The sequence below is a fragment of the Euzebya rosea genome (assembly GCF_003073135.1).
In the GTDB taxonomy this organism is placed as follows: Bacteria; Actinomycetota; Nitriliruptoria; order Euzebyales; family Euzebyaceae; genus Euzebya; species Euzebya rosea.
In genome coordinates this window covers 344,353-363,698 of sequence record NZ_PGDQ01000004.1, presented here as the reverse complement: position 1 = coordinate 363,698, position 19,346 = coordinate 344,353, and the positions used below count along the sequence as shown (strand labels likewise).

Here is a 19,346-nt window from a genome sequence, read left to right as displayed (position 1 = left end):
GCAGATGCGCCGGAGTTCCGCAGGTGTGTTGGCGCTCACCTTCGCCTTCCTGGCGGTGCTTGCGGGGCCGGCGTCAGCGCACTCCTTCCTCGCCACCACTGATCCATCGCAAGGCGCCAGCCTGACCGAGGCCCCCGAAGTCGTCCTCGTCGTCGTGCTGACCGGATGCGCCACCCCCGACGGCGGGCCCAGCGGCGCGGAGGCCGCGGCGGTCCAGCGGGGGGAGGCCATCTATGCAGCCAACTGCATGAGCTGCCACGGCGGGGCGCAGGGCGGTGCGATCGCTGACATCCCACCACGACACAACGCCCAGGGCCACACCTGGCACCACGCCGAATGCGAGCTGCTCGACATCATCGCCGAGGGCCTGCCCGATCGTCCCGGCCTTCCCGAGGGCACCCCCACGATGCCCGCCTTCGCCGACGACCTCGACGCCGAGGACCGCCGAGCGGTGCTGGCCTACATCACCACCTGGTGGACGCCCGACCAGCTGGCATCGCAGCGGCAGACCACCCAGCAGGTCTGCGCCGACGACGGCTGAGCATCACCACGAGGCGACATCGACCTCGCGAAGCGGGCAGAGCAGCGCGATCTCCGGCGCATCGCGGATCTGCTCGACCGTGGTGGGGATGGCCGGTGCGACCAGCAGCGCGACCGTCGTCACCCCGACCGCGAGGACGAGCGCAGCGACCGCCGTGCGGGGGCGGTCCAACGACGCCGACAGCCAGGCCAACAGGGTCAGCGCGAACACGCCCAGCATCGTGACAAGCGGTGCGGGGATCAGGTGCAGGGCGATGTGGAAGGCGAAGGCGTCCATCCACAGGGCGTGGAGGATCCCCGCGGACAGGAAGAGGGCGTCGGGGAAGGCGGAGTAGACGTGCCCGGCCAAGCCCGGCCCCCACACCGCGCCGGGGCGGCGCCGGCGGAGCAGCGCCCAGCCCGTCGTCGTGGCCACCCCGATGGCACCGCCGAACAGGCCGTGCAGCCAGAAGTGGAACTCCGCACCCAGAGTCCGGTAGCGCCAGTACAGGTAGCTCTCGACCGCCACGACCACCACGGCAGTGATGGCGTGCCTCACCGGGCAGCGTCCAGCAGCACGGCGATCTCCTCGGAGTGCGCGGCGGGTGCGGGGTCAAACGTCCGGTAGCGCAACGTGCCCGTGGCATCCACCACGGCGTAGCCAGGACCGATCCGGCCCTCCGCGGTGAGCAGGCCGTAGCGCCGTGCGACGTCGGGGTCGTCGGTGACGCGGACCTGCGCGTCCACGTCCGGCGCCTGGCAGTCCTCACAAACCACGACCAGGACGGGCCGGCCGGGCTGCAGACCGAGCTGTTCAGCCAGCGGCGCGGGCTGGTCGAGGTAGAACAGGTCGAACTGCTGCAGCGCGTGGACCGGATCGTGCAGTCCATGTGCCGACGAGGTCAGGTAGGCCACCACGCCGGCGACGGCGATGGCCAGCACGACGGCGACCGACGCCGTTGCCCCGGCTGCGCGGCGGACAGGCGGATCGGCGTCGCCGGTCAGGCCGGCGGTGCGGTCTGCCACGTGGACCCGCCGTCGGTGCTCACGTACAGCTGCCGGGGCTCCTCGGCGACCAGCCAGATACGGCCCTGGGTGCCGGCGGCGATCGTCACCGGCTGTCCAGCGACGTCTGGCGGGCCCACCATGGACCACGTCTGCCCGCCGTCCATGCTCTCCTGCACCCCCACGCTGGTCAGGGCGACCACCCGATCGGGGTCATCCGGGTCGGCGGTCAACGAGCCCACGCCCGCCTCGTCGACCACGGTGAAGGTCCGGGCGCCATCGGCGGAGCGCGCCAGCCCGCTCTGCCCGCCACCCGCCAGGACCACGTCGGGGTCCTCGGGGTCGACCAACAGCGCGAAGGTGTCCGCGCCGACCGTCTGGCCGGCCCCGGCCCGGGCCTCCCACGTCTCACCCGCGTCGGTGCTGACGAACACGCCGAAGCCGACCACGAACGCATACACCGTCTCCGGATCGCTGGCGGACTGCGCGAACGCGTGGATGTCCAGCGACGGAAGGTCCGGCGGCGCGAGCGGCTCGAACGTGGCACCGCCATCACGACTGCGCTGCAGCACCTCATGACCGGCCACGAACAGCAGCCCGTCAGGATCCTGCGCCCCCAGCGACATCGCGTCCTGTCCTTCCAGGCCAGCCAGATCCCATGAGGCCCCCTGGTCCTCGCTGCGGTACAGCGCGCCGAGCAGGAGGCCAATCACGCTGCGGCGCATCGAACGACCTGGACGGTCAGCGACGGTTGTACTACACGTCCTAGGGTTCACATTCACACTGTAGTCTGGGACGCCACGTTCACTGTTGTTCACCCGTACGAGAGGAGGCCCGTGCATGGCTGCTGGCGCGGATTCCCCGGAACTCGGTTCGCTCGAGGCCAAGATCATGCGGGTGGCTTGGGACGACGCGGGTCAGTACCTGCAGGTTCGTGACGTGCTGTCCAGGCTCGAGGACGATCTCGCCTACACCACGGTGATGACCGTCATGAACCGACTGCACGACAAAGGGTTGCTCCGGCGGCGTCGGGCCGGACGGGCATGGACCTACAAGCCGTCGTCGACGCGTGAGGCTCACGCGGCCGCCACGATGGCCGACGCGCTGTCGGTCGCGGGCAACCGGACCGCGGCCCTGCTGCACTTCGTCGCCGATCTCGATCCGGACGAGGCTGCAGCGCTGCGCCGCCTGCTCGGCGGCGCCCCGGAACCGCAAAGCGGGGGATCGGCGTGATCCACGCGGCCATGCTCACGGCCATGGGCCTGACAATGCTTGCCTGGCGGCCCTGCCGTGACCTCGAGGCACGGGCACCACGCGCCGCCGTCACGATGCTGCTGCTCTCGACCGCCGCCGTGTGGGTCGGCTCGCTGGGACTGGTCGTACAGGCCATCGCCGACGCAGCGGGCCCGGCGGGCACCCTTGTGGCCGCCTGCGGCACAGTGCTGCGCGACCTGCTGACCGGGGGACTCGGGTGGTGGCAGTCGTCGCTGCTGCTCGCCTGGGTCGTGCTGCTGCCCGGCCGGGGCCTGTGGTGCGTTGCGAAGGACCTCATCGGCTCGCGCCGGCTCCTCCGGCGTGTCCGCACGGCCCCAGCGGTGACGGCGGTGACGGCGGATGTTGTCGGGGCCACCCATCGGCCGAGGCGGGTCGCCGTCGTCGATGATCTTGGGACACCGGCGGTCACCGTGGGACTGCTCCGCCCCGTGGTCGCGGTCGACGCCGTGTTCTGGGCCGACGCCGACGCCACTGAGCGCAGCGTCGTCCTGGCGCACGAACAGTCCCACCAGCGCGGTCGGCACGGCCTGTTGGATGCCGTCACACAGTTTCTGGGCGCAGGGCTCGCACCGCTGCCGTTCGTCCGTCACGCCAGCGACTGCATCGGGCGGCACCTCGAGGCGCTGGCCGATGATGCGGCGGTGCGCCGACACGGCCCCCGACTCGTCGGCGTGACCCTGGGTCAGGTCGCCCTCGCGGCCAGGCCCGGACACGGATTGGGGGCGTCCGGCGATGCGGTCTGGCGGGTGCAGCGTCTGGTTGCGCCCAGCCCCACCGCATCCTGGCGCGACCGCGCCATCCTGGGCGCGGCCACGACGCTCATGGCCGCGATGCTGGTCCTCGGGGCGGTGGATGCCGCAGATGCCGTCCTCCTCCTCGAACCGAACTTCTGCTCGCTGTAGATCCAGCAGCCCAACATGCTACTACTGGACGTAGCAGACAAGGGACGTTGCGGAATGAGGCGCGGAAGGACCCAGCATGGAGCTGATGACGATGGCTGGACTTTCGTTCGCGGCCGGAGTGCTGTCCTTCACCTCGCCGTGCTGCCTGCCGCTGATGCCGGGCTACGTGGCCTACATCAGCAGCACCGGCCAGGACGCCCCGGATCGTTCAGGACGGGCCACCACCGCAGCCTCGACCGCAACGGTGGTGCAACGGCGGACAGCTCGGCCCCGTGCGCTGTCCAGCGCTCTGCTGTTCGTCACCGGTTTCGGTGTGGTCTTCACCGCCCTCGGCGCGGGCGCGTCGGCGATGAGCACCGTGCTGCTCACCAACCGCATCGTGCTCTCACAAGTGGGCGGTGTCGTCATCATCGTCATGGGGCTGGTGCTGGCCGGTGTGGTGCGCGTGCCGGTGCTCATGCGGGAGTACCGGTTCGACCTGTCGCGGGTCCGGCCCGGCCCTGCCGGAGCGGTTCCCTTGGGGATGGCCTTCGCGATCGGATGGGTGCCGTGCATTGGCCCGGTGCTGGCCGGCATCCTCACCCTGGCCGCCAGCAACGGCTCCGTCGGGCAAGGGGCGGCGCTGCTGGCCGTCTACTCGGCCGGGTTGGGGCTGCCCTTCATCGGTCTCGCCGTCGCAGCCTCACAGCTCGACCCCATCGTTACCTGGCTCCGTCGACACGCCAGAGCGGTGGAGTTGGCCGGCGCCGCCGTCATGGTGACCATGGGCATCCTGCTCCTCACGAATCAGTGGCTTCGCTTCTTCGCTCCCCTCACCAGCCTGTTCAGCCGGTTTGGCTGGCCCCCGATCTGATCGTCGGCAGTCCACACGAGCGCCGGGAGAGCGGTGTCGACCACGACCACGGGGGTGTCGCCGCTGCTCATGTCAGGCGTGGGTGGCCACCGCAGCTCGACCGTGTTGGTCAGTGCCTGACGGGGCCTGCAGCCCTGATAGTGTCCGCACGACAACCTGGGGGCCGATCACTGCCGACCATCCAGTCGCGACGCCGGCACGACCGTCCTGCCCGTCACCTGCAGAGCGCGTTGGGGAGCGGGAACGGATCGACCGGTCCGCCGCCACCGGGGTGGACCTGCCAGTGGAGGTGCGGCGGCGTACCTGCGGCGTTTCCGGACGTACCTGCACCACCGAGGATCTGACCCGCCTCGACCGCTTGCCCGTCCAGCACGCCGACGCTGTCGAGGTGGGCGTAGTAGTACCGGTTGCCCGCCACGTCATGCAGGTTGACCGTCAATCCGCCCGAGCCGTTGCGTCCGACTCGGACGGTGCCGGCGCCGGCCGCCACCACGGGGTCCCCCGGGCCGCGAACATGTCCACCCCTTCGTGGCTGCGACCGCCGGATCGTGGCGCGCCCCACGATGACGAGAAGCCGTTCGGCGGTCCGAGGGGGCACGCCATGACCGGGGGCCAGGCCTCCTGTCCCCCGGCCACCACCGCCTGGCGACCGATGAGTTGCGGCTCAGCTGCCTGATCCGCTGCCGCCAGCGCCGCACGGACGGCCGCCTGCTCGGCAGCCACGCGGCGGACCAGCGCAGTCAGCTGCCACCGCTCCGGACGTCCACGCAGGACCAGGAACGACAGCGCCGCCCCGACCAACACCGGCACAACCGTTGCCACCGACAGCAACAGGCGTCGGGATCGTGGGACATCGTTGCCCCGGAAGGTCATCGTCGACGCCGCCCCCTCGGGCACGTCGGCCAGCACCTGACCGACCGCGAGCACCAACCCGAGCCCGCCGCCCAGCGACGCACCAGCCCCGATGGGAAGCCCGTCGCTGAACAGATCGGACGCGATGGCCAGGTAGATCATCCACATCCGCCCGGAGCCCTTCGCGCGGGCCTGGATGAGTCGCTGCGCCAGCAGGTAGAGGCCGCCACCGCCAAGGAACGCGAGGGCGAGCAGCCACCCGGCCACGACATCGACGGCTCTCGGCATGATTTCCACGGCTACGACGGCGAAGACCACACCGGCCGCGGCGTGCAAGGCCCGGTTGCGCCAACGGTCCGACGGGGGGTGATCTCGGCGACGAGGCCACCCGTGATGTTGCCGGCGGCCGGCAACAGCGCCAGGAGGAGGACGTCGATCCACCCCCGGTCCGTACCCGGGCGCTCCCCTGAGAAACTCAGCCCTAGTCGTGGCTGGAGGGAGCCCACTCGATCACGACGTCGGTCGGCTCGAAGCCGGGGCCCTGCCGGGTCGGCATGAGCGACACCGAGAGGTTAAGGACCTCGAGCACCCGCCGCCGCCCGCGCACGTCAAGCTGTGCCCAAGCCGTCTGGATGCTGGCACTCGTCAGCAGGTCGCGCAGCGGCTTCGGATCGGGTGTCGCGTAGGTGCGGGTCGCCTTGCGCTCGGCGTTCTCGAGTCGCGGCCGCAGCCGAGCGGAGATCTCACGGAGCTGCAACCGATCGATGAGGCCGTCGGCGTAGTCGACGGCGGCAGCGTCGAGCCGGCGGCGCAAATCCTCGGCGATCCGCCGGTGGTCGTCCGCACCTGTTCGCCGACCGGCGGCCGTCAGGTCAGGCAGGGCCGCATCCGGCGCACCCAAGCGGGCGACGACGACCTGCCCTATCAGATCGTCGACCGATGGCTCGTCGCGGCTGGTGCAGCCCTTGGCCTCGCAGGTGTAGAGCGTCCGCTGCACTGTCTGGCCGGTCCGCTTGCGGTGGTAGCGCCACGACTTGACCCGCAGGTCCGCCCCGCAGATGCCACACCGCCCGATGCCGTAGGTCAGCAGATGCACCCGGTTGTTGGTGGCGATGGTGGTGCGGCGCGACTTGTTGGTCAGCAGGGCGACAACCTCGCGGTGGCGCTCCTGCTCGATGATCGGCGGCCAGGCTGCATCGCCGATGATGCACGCATCGACGCACGGGCCGCTGTGGCGGGGCGCCCGACGGCCGAGCCGATCCCGCTTGAGCCCATGGTGGACCCGCTTGGCGATGTTGGCCGGTCGAAGCGCGAGCTTGCGGACCGTCCCCGCGCGCCACTTCACTCCGGCCCGGCCCGACGGCACGGGGACGCCTCGTCGGTTGAAGTCCTCCCCGATCCCCTTCATCGACTCACCGGCGATGATGCGGTCCACCAACTCGCGGACGATATCGGCCTGGTCCTCATCCTCGACATCGCGGAACGACACCTGCCGTCCTTCATCGTCGAGCACGGGCTCGCGACGCCAGCCGTACAGGACCGGCCCCGACGCACGACCCTCCTGCGCGCGCTGCAGCGCCGCACGCGCCACACGCTCACCCTTGATCGCCGACTCGGCGGTGTCGAACTCGCCCAGGATGCCCGCCACCATCCGGCCCGAGGCGCTGGCCAGCTCCAGCTCGGGACCCGACACCGCCGCCACGGAGATCCGCCGGTCCGCGAGCAGGTCCATCGCCTCGGCTCGCTCCCGACGTGACCGCCACAGCCGGGAGGTCATGTAGACCACGATCCGGTCGAACTCTCCCGCGGCCGCTGAGTCCATGAGTGCCTGGTAGCCAGGCCGTCTCGCTCCGGAGTAGGCGCTGACGTCGTTGTCCGCCCACTCCCCCACCACCTCCCAGCCACGCGCTTCAGCGAGGGCACGGGCGTCTTCGAGCTGACGCTGCACCCCCTTCTCGGTGCCGTGCTCGTCCTGGGAGATGCGGGCGTAGAGACCCGCTTTCATGACCGTACCCAACCTGCTCTCATGGTCTCAAGATAGCACTTCTAGGGAGGGAATTTCCCCCCGCATTCCCGGGTGGCCCGGGCAACACCTTCGGCAGCAGCGAGGCGTTCGGACGGATCATGGACTCGCTGGAGGGCAAGCTGTTCGTGCTGGACGACGCGGTGTGGGTCCACCCGGGCCACGGCGACGACACGACCCTGGGCACCGAGCGACCGCACCTGCAGGAGTGGCGCGACCGCGGCTGGTAGCCCGCCGGGTGTGGCCCGGCCGGGCCGGGTGGCCACCGGCGCGATCGGGGCCTGCGTCGTCCATGGCCGATGACTGGCGCGATCGTGACCGCCCGGCTGGGCCGGCCGGTGGGCAGCCCCGAGGGCGTAGGCTCCCCTCGACCTCGTGACGAGGCCGACGCCAACTCCCTGGAGCACCACCGTGGCCAACCCGATGACCGAAGAGATCCTGTCCAGCGTGTCGATGTCCGACATCGCCGCCCGCCTGGGCACCGATGAGGACACGGCGCGGCAGGCGACCGAGGCGGCGCTGCCGACGCTGCTCGCCGGGCTGACCGCACAGGCCAGTGATCCCGCTCGGGCGCTGGGGCTCGCGTCTGCCCTGCGCCAGGACCACGACGAGTCCCTCCTCAATGCCGACGATGCCGTCCGCCGGGTCGACCCCGCGGAGGGCGACAAGATCGTCGGGCACGTCTTCGGCGACCGGCGGGGCGCGGTCGAGCACGACCTCCAGGGATTCCTGGGCGGCGGCTCGGGTGACCTGGTCGGCAAGCTCATGCCGATGCTCGCACCCCTCGTGATGGCCTACATGAAGAAGAAGATGACCGGCGGTGGCTCGGGCGGGGGCGGTGGCCTCGGCGACATCCTCGGCTCGGTCCTCGGCGGCGGGGCAGCCGGTCAGGCGACCGGTGGCGGCGGCGGGCTCGGCGACATCCTCGGCTCGGTCCTCGGCGGTGGCGACGCGCCCGAGCAGGACCGCGGCGACGGCGGCGGCATCGGCGACATCCTCGGTTCGGTCCTCGGCGACGGCAAGGAGGAGAGGTCCTCCAGCGGTGGCGGGGTGCTGGACGACGTGCTCGACGGCATCCGGGACAAGCAGAAGAAGGCAAGCCCGCTGGACGACATCCTCGGCTCGATCCTCGGCCGCCGCTGACCCGCCGGATCAGCTCGGGCCGGATCAGCTCGGGCCGGATCAGCTCGGGCCGGATCGCGGGTCAGCCGCCGAGCGGAGGGTCGCCCGCTGCAGCGCGTTCCTCGGCGCTGCGGATCACGCAGAACTGGTTGCCGTCCGGGTCGGCCAGGACCATCCAGCCGGTCCCGTCGGGGTTGCGCCGGTCGGCGACCTGCCGTGCGCCCAGCTCCAGCACCCGCTGGATCTCCTCGTCGCGGGTGCGGTCCGTCGGCATCAGGTCGAAGTGGAACCGTCCCTCCCTGGGCTGCAGCTCCTCGACCTCGATGAACAGCACCATCCGACCCGTCGCCGGGTCGACGATCATGCATTCCTCGTGGCCCGGTTCGTTCGGGTCGCCGGGCACGTCGGTCCAGCCCAGCAGGTCCCGCCACCAGCAGGACAGGGTGTAGGCGTCGAGGGTGTTGACGGTGGTGTGGCTGATCAGGCTGGCCACGGGGGCTCCTCCAGGATGTCGAGGGTCAGTACGCGCGCTTGAGGACGAGGGGCAGGACGGCGTCGGCGCCGGCCTGTGCCAGCAGGTCGGTGACGACGGTGAGGGTCCACCCGCTGGTCCGGATGTCGTCGACCAGCAGGCAGGGGCCAGCCGGTGCGGCGCGGACCGCCGCGGGATCCACGGTCAGGCCCGCGATGGCGTTGGAGGCGGCGTGGGCGGAGTTGCCCATCCGTTCCTGCGGTGGCGTGTCGACCCCGGTCCTCCTGACGGCGTCGACGAGCTCCATCCGCCCGGCGGTGGCGATCCGCTCGGCCAGCGTCTCGGGCAGCCACGGGCGACCGCGTGACGGCACCCAGGTCACCCAGGTCGGACGGGCCTCCCAGCGCCACCGCTTGAGGACGGCGAAGAGGCCGTCGACGGCCTCCTCGAGCGCCTCTTCCACCGCGGGGTCGGCCCGGTCGGCGCCACGCCGCAGCAGGACCTCGACGACGTCACGCCAGCCCGGGTCGGAACCGCGGGCCAGCGCCCGCCCCTCCTCGGCCTGGAGGCCCTTGATCCTGCCCTTGCGGTCCGACAGGCCGGTGGGCCACATGCGCCGGGGTTCGACGATCACGTCGCGGCTGCGGAGGAACGCCAGGGCGCGGGTGATTGTGGCGGCGTCGGCCGCGAACGTGGCGGACGGCAGGGTCGGGTCGCAGCCCTGGCAGCGCCCGCAGCGCCACGACGGGTCCTCGCTGACCGACGGGTCGTCGAGGTGGTCCAGCAGGAGGTGCATCAGGCACTCGCCCTTCGCCGCCAGCCCGGCGTAGGTCCGCATGGCGTCCGCCTCGAGGTCGCGGGCTCGGGCGACCCGGTCGATGCGCTCCTCGTCGGGCTGCCACCCCTTCCCGGTCGCCGTCCAGCCACCCTTGACGCGTTCGACGGCGCCGTCGACGTCGAGGATCCGCAGCGCGGCGTCGAGCCGTCCTCGACCGGCGTTGACCGACGTCTCCAGCGCGGCGACCGACGTCGAGGCCCCGACCGACAACGTCTCGAGGATCTGGTCGACCAGCTTCTGGCGGGGCATCGAGGCCGACGCGAAGTAGGCCCACACCGCGTCGTCGTCGTGGCCGGGCAGCGCCACCACGTCGGCCCGGTCCACCCCTCGGCCGGCGCGGCCGATCGCCTGGTAGTAGGCGACGGGCGAGGACGGCAGCCCGTGGTGGACCACGAAGGTCAGGTCGGCCTTGTCGAAGCCCATGCCCAGCGCCGACGTGGCCACCACGGCCTTGACCCGGTCGGCCTTCAGGTCCGCCTCGAGCTGCTCACGGGCGTCGTTGTCCAGCGACGAGGAGTAGGCGACCGCGTCGATGCCCTCGGCCCGCAGGAACTCCGCAACCAGCTCGGTGTCGGCCACCGTCAGGCAGTAGACGATGCCCGAGCCCTCGACGGTCGGGATCCAGCCGGCCATCCACGCCAGCCGTTCGTCGTCGTCGAGGTCGTGCACGGCGAGGTGCAGCGACGAGCGGTCCAGCCCGCCCCGCAGGATGACGGTCCCCTCCCCCAGCTGTGCGGTGACGTCGTCGACGACCCGGTCGTTGGCGGTCGCCGTCGTGGCGAGGACACCGGCACCGCCGAGGTCGGCCAGGACGTCCTTGATCCGCCGGTAGTCGGGCCGGAAGTCGTGGCCCCAGTCGGAGATGCAGTGCGCCTCGTCGACCACGACCATGCCGACCCGGGCCGCGAGGAACGGCCACACCCGTTCGCGGAACCCCGGGTGGTTGAGACGTTCGGGGCTGATCAGCAGCAGGTCGACCTCGTCGGAGGTGACCGCCCGTTCGACCTCGCCCCACTTGTCGATGTTGGCGCTGTTGATCGTCGCCGCCCGCACACCCACCCGTTCGGCGGCCAGCAGCTGGTCGCGCATCAGGGCGAGCAGCGGCGACACCAGCAGGGTCGGGCCGTCACCGCGCCGCCGGGCCAGGGCGGTGGCCAGCAGGTAGACGGCGGTCTTGCCCCAGCCGGTGCGCTGGACGACGAGCGCTCGTCGGCCCTCGAGCAGGGCGATGATCGCCGTCAGCTGGTCGGGCCGGACCGTCGCGTCGGGCCCGGCGAGCTGCTCGATCAGCGCCTGCGCCTGCTCGCCGATCGCGTCGGCGTCGACGTCGCCCTCCACGCGACGTGGGCCATCCGGCACGACCGGTCGCGCCACGGGCGCCGTCGCCCGGGACGGGGTCTCCTCGTCGGGGCTCCACGAGTCCTCCCACTCCTCCTCGGGTGGTTCCTCGGGTGGCGGTGGGGCTGGCGGCAGGGACGTGTCGTCTGACATGGACACCACCCTCGCAGACACCCGTGACATCGCTGCGGCGGATCCGTCCACAGCTAGGATGGGCACGTCCGCGAAGTGGGGCTGGTTCCACGCGGACCTCCGACCCGTCCGGGCCGGGGAGGCGTGCCCGGTCGACGGGCCCCAGCGCAGGAGAGCGACAGCGTGCACGGATGTGTGTGGTGTGCCGACGTACCCGTTTCCGCAGGTGGGGGACGGTGATGGAGCTGCTCCATCCCGATCACCTCGTGATGACGTTCGGCCTGATCGGCGTCATCGCCGTGGTCTTCATCGAGTCCGGCCTGCTGGTCGGGTTCTTCCTGCCGGGCGATTCCCTCCTGTTCACCGCAGGGTTGCTGGCCGCCGGGGGCGTGCTCGACCTTCCCGTCCTGCTTGTCGGCGTCTGCCTGGCGGCCGTCCTCGGTGACCAGACCGGATACTGGCTGGGGTCTCGCCTGGGCATGCCGTTGCTGCGACGCGAGCGGTGGTGGTCCCGCCCCGCACACGTCGAGCGGGCCAGGACCTTCTTCGAGGAGCGCGGCGGCCGCGCCGTCCTCCTCGCCCGGTTCGTGCCGATCGTCCGCACGTTCGTGCCCTTCGTCGCCGGTGCGGTCGCGATGCCGTATCGCGCGTTCGTCGGGTGGAACGTGGCAGGCGGCCTGCTCTGGGGCGGGGGTGTCACGACCGCCGGTTACCTGCTCGGCGAGGCCATCCCCGACATCGATCGCTACCTCCTGCCGATCATCGGTGTGATCGTGCTCGCCTCCGTGGTGCCCGTCCTGCTGGAGCTGCGCACCGGCTCCCGCCACCCCGCCGTGTGCCCCGCCACCCCGAGTACCCCTGTCGTCCCGCTGGACGCCGCACCAGCCGACGAGCACGTCCGATGAACCTCGAGGTCTCCCGACGTCACGACGTCGCCCGCGCCCACGCCGACCCGGATGGGCCGACGGAGGACACCCATCCCCCTGTGCTGGAGGCGATCAAGCGCTCCCTGGTCGGCGCCCCCCTGCCCAGCAGCGAGCTCGACCACCAACGGATCTCCAAGCGCGTGGGACTGGCGGTCTTCTCCTCCGACGCGATCTCGTCGACCGCCTACGCAACCGAGGAGATCCTCTTCGTCGTGGCGCTCGGCGCGTCGAGCCTGGCCCTCGGCCTGTCGGTGCTGGTGCCCATCGCGCTGGCCGTCGCCGTCCTGCTCCTGATCGTCTCGACGTCCTACCGCCAGACCATCCACGCGTACCCCTCCGGCGGTGGGTCCTACGTCGTCAGCCGCGAGAACCTTGGCGAGACGCCCTCCCTGGTGGCCGGGGCGTCCTTGCTGGTCGACTACATCCTGACCGTGGCCGTCTCCATCTCCGCCGGGGTGGCCGCGATCCTCTCCATCCCCGCCTTCGCGGGGCTGCGCGACAACCGTGTCGCCGTCGGGTTGGTCCTCGTGACCCTGATCACGATCGTCAACCTTCGTGGTGTCAAGGAGTCGGGCCGTGTGTTCGCCGTCCCGACCTACGTCTACATCCTGACCTTCGGCGCCCTCGTCGTCGTCGGCCTCGCCAAGGCCGAGCTGGGTCTGTTCGGTGGCCTGTCACCGGTCGACGTCGAGGGCTTCGAGGGAGCCCTGGACGGCGGCGAGCTCGGGCTCTTCCTGATCCTGAAGGGCTTCTCGTCGGGTGCCGTCGCCCTGACGGGTGTCGAGGCGATCTCCAACGGTGTCCCTGCCTTCGAGCGGCCGGCCCCGCGCAACGCGGCCGTGACGCTCTCGTGGATGGCTGCCATCCTCGGCGCGCTGTTCCTCGGCTCGGCCGTGCTCGCCCGCGACGTCATGCCGGTCCCCAGCCACGACCAGACCGTCGTCTCTCAGCTCGGCCTCGCCGTGTTCGGGGCGGGGCCCCTCTTCCTGGTCCTGCAGGTCGCCACTGCCTGCATCCTCGTGCTCGCGGCGAACACCGCCTACGCCGACTTCCCCCGGCTGTCCTCGATCATCGCCAGCGACGGCTACCTGCCCCGGCAGCTGGCCAACCGCGGCGACCGGCTGGTCTTCTCCAACGGGATCGTCCTGCTCGCCGCGGCGGCCTCGGCCCTGCTGATCGGCTTCGGCGGCATCACGACAGCCCTGATCCCGCTGTACGCCGTCGGGGTGTTCACCAGCTTCACGTTGTCGCAGACCGGCATGGTGCGTCACCACCTGACCCTGCGGGAACCGGGCTGGCAACGCGGCGTGGCCATCAACGGCGTCGGCGCCCTGGCCACCTTCGTCGTCCTGCTCATCGTGGCGGTCACCAAGTTCTCCAGCGGGGCATGGCTGCCGCTCGTGGTGATCCCGACCGTCGTCCTGCTGTTCCGCGGGGTGTCGGCCCACTACCAACGGGTCCGTTCGGGGCTGCGGCTGCCCGACCGCATCGTGCTGGAGCCGACCGCCCACACCGTCGTCGTCCTGGTCGGCGACGTGCACCGCGGGACCGTCGAGGCACTGCGCTACGCGTGGTCGCTGCACCCGACGCACCTGCTGGCGGTCAGCGTGGTCGCCGACGACGACGCCGAGACCGCGATCCACGAGCGCTGGGCGAGGGTGCCCGGGGACATCCGACTCGACGTCATCCGGTCGCCCTACCGCGAGCTGACCCGGCCGTTGTTGCGCTACATCGACGAGGTCGACGACCGCTGGGACGGTGACATCGTCACGGTGCTCATCCCCGAGTTCGTGGTGTCGCGCTGGTGGGGGCACCTGCTGCACAACAACAGCGCCCTGTTGCTGAAGGCACGCCTGCTGTTCCGCCGCGGCACGGTGGTCACCTCCGTGCCCTACCACCTCGACGCCTGACGATCAGGGTTCGAGGAGCACCTTGATGGCCTCGCGCTCGTCCATCGCCCGGTACGCCTCGGCGACGTCCTCGAGCGGCATGACCGCGTCGAAGACGATGCCGGGGTTGATCGTGCCCTCGGTGACCAGCCGCAGCAGCTCGGGCAGGTAGGTGCGGACTGGGGCCATGCCGCCGGCCAGGCCGATGTTCCTGCCGAACATGCGTCGGATCGGCAGCTCGACACCGTGGGGCACGCCGACGAACCCGACGGTCGAACCGGGGCGGGCGACCGCGAACGCGGTCTCCATGGCCTGGCCGGTCCCGACGCACTCCAGCACCGCGTCGGCGCCGACGCCGTCGGTCAGCTCGAGGACCGCCTGCTCGCCCTCCTCACCGCGGTCGGCGATCAGGTTGGTGGCGCCGAACTGCTCGGCGATCCGCTGGCGGGGTTCGTGACGGGACATGGCGATGACCTGTCCGGCCCCCATGACCGAGGCCGCGAGGACGCCGCACAGCCCGACGGCACCGTCGCCGACCACGACGACCGTGTCCCCCTCCTCCACCCCTGCCGCCACCGCGGCGTGCCAGCCGGTGGCCATCACGTCGGAGAGGGTCAGCAACGAGGGGATGAGGTCGTCGTCGGGCATGCCGTCGGTGGCGACCATGCTGCCCTCGGCCTGGGTGACCCGGACCAGCTCGGCCTGGCCGCCGCTGGTGAACCCGCCGTTGACGCAGGCCGAGGTCATGCCGACCGCGCAGTGGGCGCAGGTGTTGTCGCTGTGGCAGAACGGCACGACGACGAACTGTCCGGGGCGGAACGACGTCACGTCGGCGCCGACAGCCTCGACCACGCCCACGACCTCGTGGCCGATCGGGTTCCCGGCCTCGACGTCGTTGGCGCCGCGGTAGGGCCACAGGTCGGACCCGCAGACGCACGCGGCCACGGTCCGGATGATGGCGTCGGTGGGACGCTCGATGGTCGGGTCGGGGCGCTCCTCGAGGCGGATGTCGCCGGGGGCGTGGATGGTGGTGACGCGCATGGCCTCACCGTACGGCGTGCATGGCAGGTCGACCTACACTCCGAGGACGATGTCAACTGCTGAAGCCGTGCCTGCAGGCGTCGACGACGCCGTCAACTCCCAGATCCTCAAGGTGTCGGAGGACCGGATCCAGGGGTTCCACCGCTACCCCTTCCGGACCATCGCCGAGGACTCGGGGGTCGAGCTGGAGACGGTGCTGGAACGGCTGCGTGCGATGGTCGAGGCGGGCACGATCCGCCGGATCCGGCAGACGCTGATGGCGACCTCCCTCGCACCGGGTGCGCTGGTCGCGTGGAAGGTGCCCCAGGACGACATCAAGGCCACGTTCGACTACATGTTCGAGCAGGACCCGTTCAGCGGCCACGTGGTCACTCGCACGACCGACCGCGAGACGCCGGGCAGCCAGTACAAGCTCTGGACGACCCTGAAGGTCCCGAAGCCCTACGACATGGACGCCCACTGCCGGTACCTGATGGCGAAGACGGGTGCGCAGGGGTACCGCCTGCTGCCGGCGAAGAAGCTGTTCGCCCTGGGCGTCGGCCACGTGCGTCGCCGCACGATCGAGCCGGGCGAGAAGACCGACGAACCCGGGCGGGTGCTCGACACGAAGATCGTCGACCTGACCGAGCGCGAGTGGCGGATCCTGATGGCGCTGAAGCGCGAGTTCGCGCCCGAGGAGATCGTCGAGGATCCATGGGTCGCCCGCGCGGCCGAGGCCGGGGAGACGATCGAGGACTTCTGCGAGGTGGCGGCGTCGCTGAACGAACGGCGGGTCATCGGCCGGTTCTCCACGTTCCTCGAGCACGTCAAGAAGCACAGCGACGGCACCCAGGTCACCCGCTACAACGCGCTGTTCCACTGGCGCGTGCCCGAGGGCGAGGAGCTGCGCGCCGGCCAGGAGGTCGGGCGGCATCACTGCATGACCCACGCCTACTGGCGCGAGGGCGGCCCCGAGTTCGCCGACGTCAACATCATGGGTGTGTCCCACGGGACCGACAAGGAGCGGGTGCTGGAGCACAAGGCGGCCATCGACGCGCACCTGGAGTCCGTCGGCATTCCCGTGTCCTACACCAACGTGTTCTGGGGTGGTCGCAGCGAGATCAAGCCCAGCGAGATCTCCCCGATCGCCTATCGCGAGTGGTGCGCCCGCGAGGGGCTCGACCCGGCGGACATGACCGCCTAGCACGGGCCCTGTGACCGGATACGTCGAGCGTCCGGTTTCCGCGCGCGCCCATCGGCATGTAGACAGTCCCAGAACCACCAGTTCCCCCTACCGACCGTCCAGACGACAACCGACAGAACAGGACCCCTGCACATGGCATCCATCACCCTCGGCGGCAACGCCATCAGCACCATCGGCGACCTCCCCCAGAAGGGCGAGAAGGCCCCGGCCTTCACCCTGACCGGTGCCGACCTCAAGCCCGTTTCCTCCGACGACCTGGCCGGCAAGAAGGTCGTGCTGAACATCTTCCCGTCCGTCGACACCGGCGTGTGCGCGACCAGCGTCCGCACCTTCAACGAGAAGGCCGCGGAGCTCGAGGACACCGCCGTCGTCTGTGTCTCCGCTGACCTCCCGTTCGCGTTCAAGCGCTTCTGCGGCGCCGAGGGCATCGAGAACGTCGCCGTCGGCTCGACCTTCCGCAACCCGGAGTTCCTCGAGGACTACGGCGTGAAGATCCTCGACGGCGGCATGGCCGGCCTTGCCTCCCGTGCGGTCGTCGTCCTCGACACCGACGGCACCGTCCTGCACAGCGAGCAGGTCCCCGAGATCGGCCAGGAGCCCGACTACGACGCGGCGTTGTCCGCCCTGTAGGAACGGCCACCGGTGGGGGTCGGCGACGTCCGGCACAATCGGGCCCATGGCCGACCCCTCCGTACAGCCGCTGAGGCTGACCGTTCCCGAGCCCGCCTTCCGACCGGGCGACACACCCTCCTACGACGACCTCGACCTTCCCGCCGCCGGTGACGCACCGCGGCCGGCGGTCGACACCCCGCCGGAGGACATGCGCGACCTCGCCTACGGGCTGGTCCGGGTCCTCGACGACGACGACAACGCCGTCGGCGAGTGGAACCCCGAGCTGTCCGTCGACACGTTGACCACGGGGCTGCGGCACATGCTGACCGTCCGCGAGTTCGACAAGCGGATGCAGACCGCCCAGCGCACCGGCAAGACGTCGTTCTACATGCAGTGCCTGGGTGAGGAGGCCATCGCCTGCGCCTCGCGGATGGTGCAGGCCGACGGGGACATGAACTTCCCGACGTACCGCCAGCAGGGGCTGCTCATCGCCGACGACTACCCGCTCGTCGACATGATGTGCCAGATCTACTCCAACGAGCGTGACCCGGTCCGCGGGCGCCAGCTGCCGGTCATGTACTCCTCCAAGGCGCAGGGGTTCTTCACCATCTCGGGCAACCTGGCGACCCAGTTCAGCCAGGCCGTCGGGTGGGCGATGGCGTCGGCCATCAAGGGCGACACCAAGGTCGCCGCCGGCTGGATCGGCGACGGATCGACGGCGGAGGGCGACTTCCACTCCGCCCTCGTGTTCGCCTCGACCTACAACGCGCCGGTCGTGCTGAACATCGTCAACAACCAATGGGCCATCTCGACCTACCAGACCGTGGCACGTGGTGGCGCAGCGACGTTCGCCGCCCGTGGGCACGGCTTCGGGATCCCCAGCCTTCGCGTGGACGGCAACGACTACCTCGCGGTCTACGCCGCCGCGAAGTGGGCGACGGACCGCGCCCGCCGGTCGCTGGGCCCGACCCTCATCGAGTGGCTGACCTACCGCGCCGGCGCCCACTCCACCTCCGACGACCCCTCGGGCTATCGACCCAAGGACGAGTACGAGAAGTGGCCGCTCGGGGACCCGGTCGAGCGGCTGCACCGCCACCTCGCCGCCATCAGCGACTGGTCGGCGTCCGACCGTGCCGACATGGAAGCCGAGATCAGGGAACAGGTCGCCGAGGCGCAACGCGAGGCCGAGCGCTACGGCACGCTGCACGACAACACCGCGCAGCGCGACATCTTCGAGGGCGTGTTCGAGCACATGCCCCCACATCTGGAGCGGCAGCGTGCCGCCTTCCTGAAGTTCGGTGCCGGTTCCACGCCCGGGGGAAACAGCTGATGCCCGCAATGAACATGATCCAGGCCCTCAACGACGCCCACCACGTCGCCATGGAGGCCGACGACGACGTCGTGGTCTTCGGCGAGGACGTCGGCTACTTCGGCGGCGTCTTCCGCGTCACCAAGGGGCTCCAGGAGCGGTTCGGCAAGACTCGCTGCTTCGACACCCCGATCAGCGAGCAGGGCATCATCGCCGCCGCGATCGGCATGGGTGCCTACGGGATCCGGCCGGTCGTGGAGATCCAGTTCGCCGACTACATGTATCCCGGTTACGACCAGCTGGTCAGCGAGGCCGCCAGGTTGCGGCACCGGTCCGCTGGTGACTTCTGGGCCCCGATCACCGTGCGGATGCCCACCGGTGGCGGGATCTTCGGCGGCCAGACGCACAGCCAGTCCCCCGAAGCGCTGTTCACCCACGTCGCCGGGCTGAAGACGGTTGTGCCGTCCAACCCCTACGACGCCAAGGGCCTGTTGCTGTCGGCCATCGCCGACAACGACCCCGTCGTGTTCCTCGAGCCGAAGCGGATCTACAACGGTCCGTTCGACGGGCGCCACGACGGCCCGTCGAAGGCCTGGAAGGGCCACCCGATGGGTGAGGTCCCGGAGGGCCACTACACGGTGCCCCTGGGCAAGGCGGCGATGGCCAGCGAGGGGTCGGACATCACGATCCTCGCCTACGGGACGATGGTCCACGTCGCCCTTGCCGCGGCCGAGCAGGCGGGGGTCGAGGCCGATGTCGTCGACCTCCGGACCCTGCTGCCGCTGGACCTGGACACGATCGTGGAGTCGGTGAAGAAGACCGGGCGGTGTGTCGTGGCCCACGAGGCCACCCACACCAGCGGCTTCGGCGCCGAGCTCGCCGCCCTAGTCCAGCGCTACTGCTTCTTCCACCTGGAGGCGCCCGTCCGCCGCGTGACCGGCTGGGACACCCCCTACCCGCATGCGCAGGAGTGGGACTACTTCCCCGGCCCGGACCGCCTGGCGGGCTACCTGACGGAGACGATGGCGATCTAGTCCGGGCGGCGGGCGGCGGTC

Annotated in this window: 20 protein-coding genes and 1 pseudogene; 12 read left to right on the top strand and 9 right to left on the bottom strand. The window is 70.8% G+C overall.

Annotated elements, in window-relative coordinates; genetic code table 11:
* The first annotated feature begins 4 nt into the window (after positions 1 to 4).
* The gene (locus CUC05_RS06785) at positions 5 to 541 is read left to right on the top strand and encodes a c-type cytochrome (protein WP_108665310.1); all 537 of its coding nucleotides are present in this window, start codon (positions 5 to 7) and stop codon (positions 539 to 541) included.
* 3 nt (positions 542 to 544) lie between these two features.
* On the opposite strand, the gene CUC05_RS06780 is transcribed toward CUC05_RS06785, so the two are convergent.
* Genes CUC05_RS06780 through CUC05_RS06770 form a run of 3 tightly spaced genes read right to left on the bottom strand, consistent with a single transcriptional unit; the run spans position 545 to position 2,249 of the window.
* On the bottom strand, positions 545 to 1,078 hold the full coding sequence (locus CUC05_RS06780; protein WP_108665309.1) for a hypothetical protein: 534 nt from the start codon (positions 1,076 to 1,078) through the stop codon (positions 545 to 547).
* Positions 1,075 to 1,545, bottom strand: a complete 471-nt coding sequence (locus CUC05_RS06775) for a hypothetical protein (RefSeq protein ID WP_108665308.1) — start codon at positions 1,543 to 1,545, stop codon at positions 1,075 to 1,077. Before CUC05_RS06775 ends, CUC05_RS06780 begins: the two co-directional genes overlap by 4 nt.
* Positions 1,521 to 2,249, bottom strand: coding sequence for a WD40/YVTN/BNR-like repeat-containing protein (locus tag CUC05_RS06770; RefSeq protein WP_157965297.1), 729 nt, complete (start codon positions 2,247 to 2,249; stop codon positions 1,521 to 1,523). Before CUC05_RS06770 ends, CUC05_RS06775 begins: the two co-directional genes overlap by 25 nt.
* A 115-nt stretch (positions 2,250 to 2,364) precedes the next feature.
* Here CUC05_RS06770 and CUC05_RS06765 point away from each other — a divergent pair, with 115 nt between their 5' ends.
* The 3 genes from CUC05_RS06765 (at position 2,365) to CUC05_RS06755 (ending at position 4,554) form a co-directional block, all read left to right on the top strand.
* Positions 2,365 to 2,757, top strand: a complete 393-nt coding sequence (locus CUC05_RS06765) for a BlaI/MecI/CopY family transcriptional regulator (RefSeq protein WP_108665423.1) — start codon at positions 2,365 to 2,367, stop codon at positions 2,755 to 2,757.
* 23 nt (positions 2,758 to 2,780) lie between these two features.
* Positions 2,781 to 3,701 carry a M48 family metalloprotease gene (locus CUC05_RS06760; protein WP_157965296.1) on the top strand — a complete coding sequence of 307 codons (921 nt, stop codon included), beginning with the start codon at positions 2,781 to 2,783 and terminating at the stop codon, positions 3,699 to 3,701.
* 76 nt (positions 3,702 to 3,777) lie between these two features.
* Positions 3,778 to 4,554 (top strand): cytochrome c biogenesis CcdA family protein, encoded by a 777-nt coding sequence (locus CUC05_RS06755; RefSeq protein WP_108665305.1) that lies wholly within the window; start codon positions 3,778 to 3,780, stop codon positions 4,552 to 4,554.
* 214 nt (positions 4,555 to 4,768) lie between these two features.
* Here CUC05_RS06755 and CUC05_RS06750 read toward each other — a convergent pair whose 3' ends face one another.
* The 3 genes from CUC05_RS06750 to CUC05_RS06745 form a co-directional block, all read right to left on the bottom strand.
* Positions 4,769 to 5,044 carry a M23 family metallopeptidase gene (locus tag CUC05_RS06750; protein ID WP_157965295.1) on the bottom strand — a complete coding sequence of 92 codons (276 nt, stop codon included), beginning with the start codon at positions 5,042 to 5,044 and terminating at the stop codon, positions 4,769 to 4,771.
* Positions 4,990 to 5,694 (bottom strand): ZIP family metal transporter, encoded by a 705-nt coding sequence (locus tag CUC05_RS24545; protein ID WP_157965294.1) that lies wholly within the window; start codon positions 5,692 to 5,694, stop codon positions 4,990 to 4,992. The genes CUC05_RS06750 and CUC05_RS24545 overlap by 55 nt, the downstream gene beginning before the upstream one ends.
* Positions 5,695 to 5,887: 193 nt before the next feature.
* Positions 5,888 to 7,411, bottom strand: coding sequence for a recombinase family protein (locus tag CUC05_RS06745; RefSeq protein ID WP_108665303.1), 1,524 nt, complete (start codon positions 7,409 to 7,411; stop codon positions 5,888 to 5,890).
* Between the two features lie 65 nt (positions 7,412 to 7,476).
* On the opposite strand from CUC05_RS06745, the pseudogene CUC05_RS25825 reads away from it, so the two are divergent.
* Both CUC05_RS25825 and CUC05_RS06735 read left to right on the top strand, forming a co-directional pair.
* A pseudogene (locus CUC05_RS25825) lies at positions 7,477 to 7,659 on the top strand (MBL fold metallo-hydrolase); the annotation flags it as partial.
* 193 nt (positions 7,660 to 7,852) lie between these two features.
* Positions 7,853 to 8,572: a DUF937 domain-containing protein gene (locus tag CUC05_RS06735; RefSeq protein WP_108665422.1), complete on the top strand. Its 720-nt coding sequence runs from the start codon at positions 7,853 to 7,855 to the stop codon at positions 8,570 to 8,572.
* A gap of 61 nt (positions 8,573 to 8,633) precedes the next feature.
* On the opposite strand, the gene CUC05_RS24540 is transcribed toward CUC05_RS06735, so the two are convergent.
* Both CUC05_RS24540 and CUC05_RS06725 read right to left on the bottom strand, forming a co-directional pair.
* Positions 8,634 to 9,044 (bottom strand): VOC family protein, encoded by a 411-nt coding sequence (locus CUC05_RS24540; protein WP_157965293.1) that lies wholly within the window; start codon positions 9,042 to 9,044, stop codon positions 8,634 to 8,636.
* Between the two features lie 25 nt (positions 9,045 to 9,069).
* Positions 9,070 to 11,352, bottom strand: a complete 2,283-nt coding sequence (locus CUC05_RS06725; protein WP_108665421.1) for a RecQ family ATP-dependent DNA helicase — start codon at positions 11,350 to 11,352, stop codon at positions 9,070 to 9,072.
* Between the two features lie 218 nt (positions 11,353 to 11,570).
* On the opposite strand from CUC05_RS06725, the gene CUC05_RS06720 reads away from it, so the two are divergent.
* Positions 11,571 to 12,236 carry a DedA family protein gene (locus tag CUC05_RS06720; RefSeq protein WP_108665301.1) on the top strand — a complete coding sequence of 222 codons (666 nt, stop codon included), beginning with the start codon at positions 11,571 to 11,573 and terminating at the stop codon, positions 12,234 to 12,236.
* Entirely contained in the window at positions 12,233 to 14,167 is a 1,935-nt protein-coding gene (locus CUC05_RS06715; RefSeq protein WP_205712167.1) for an APC family permease, read from the top strand. Before CUC05_RS06720 ends, CUC05_RS06715 begins: the two co-directional genes overlap by 4 nt.
* A 3-nt stretch (positions 14,168 to 14,170) precedes the next feature.
* Here CUC05_RS06715 and CUC05_RS06710 read toward each other — a convergent pair whose 3' ends face one another.
* Entirely contained in the window at positions 14,171 to 15,187 is a 1,017-nt protein-coding gene (locus tag CUC05_RS06710; protein ID WP_108665300.1) for a zinc-dependent alcohol dehydrogenase family protein, read from the bottom strand.
* A gap of 49 nt (positions 15,188 to 15,236) precedes the next feature.
* Here CUC05_RS06710 and CUC05_RS06705 point away from each other — a divergent pair, with 49 nt between their 5' ends.
* The 4 genes from CUC05_RS06705 (at position 15,237) to CUC05_RS06690 (ending at position 19,325) form a co-directional block, all read left to right on the top strand.
* Positions 15,237 to 16,370 (top strand): AsnC family transcriptional regulator, encoded by a 1,134-nt coding sequence (locus CUC05_RS06705; protein WP_108665299.1) that lies wholly within the window; start codon positions 15,237 to 15,239, stop codon positions 16,368 to 16,370.
* Positions 16,371 to 16,502: 132 nt separating this feature from the next.
* Positions 16,503 to 17,000, top strand: coding sequence for a thiol peroxidase (gene tpx, locus CUC05_RS06700; RefSeq protein ID WP_108665298.1), 498 nt, complete (start codon positions 16,503 to 16,505; stop codon positions 16,998 to 17,000).
* Between the two features lie 46 nt (positions 17,001 to 17,046).
* Positions 17,047 to 18,312, top strand: a complete 1,266-nt coding sequence (locus CUC05_RS06695) for a thiamine pyrophosphate-dependent enzyme (protein WP_108665297.1) — start codon at positions 17,047 to 17,049, stop codon at positions 18,310 to 18,312.
* Positions 18,312 to 19,325 (top strand): alpha-ketoacid dehydrogenase subunit beta, encoded by a 1,014-nt coding sequence (locus CUC05_RS06690; RefSeq protein WP_108665296.1) that lies wholly within the window; start codon positions 18,312 to 18,314, stop codon positions 19,323 to 19,325. Before CUC05_RS06695 ends, CUC05_RS06690 begins: the two co-directional genes overlap by 1 nt.
* The last annotated feature ends 21 nt before the right edge of the window (positions 19,326 to 19,346 follow it).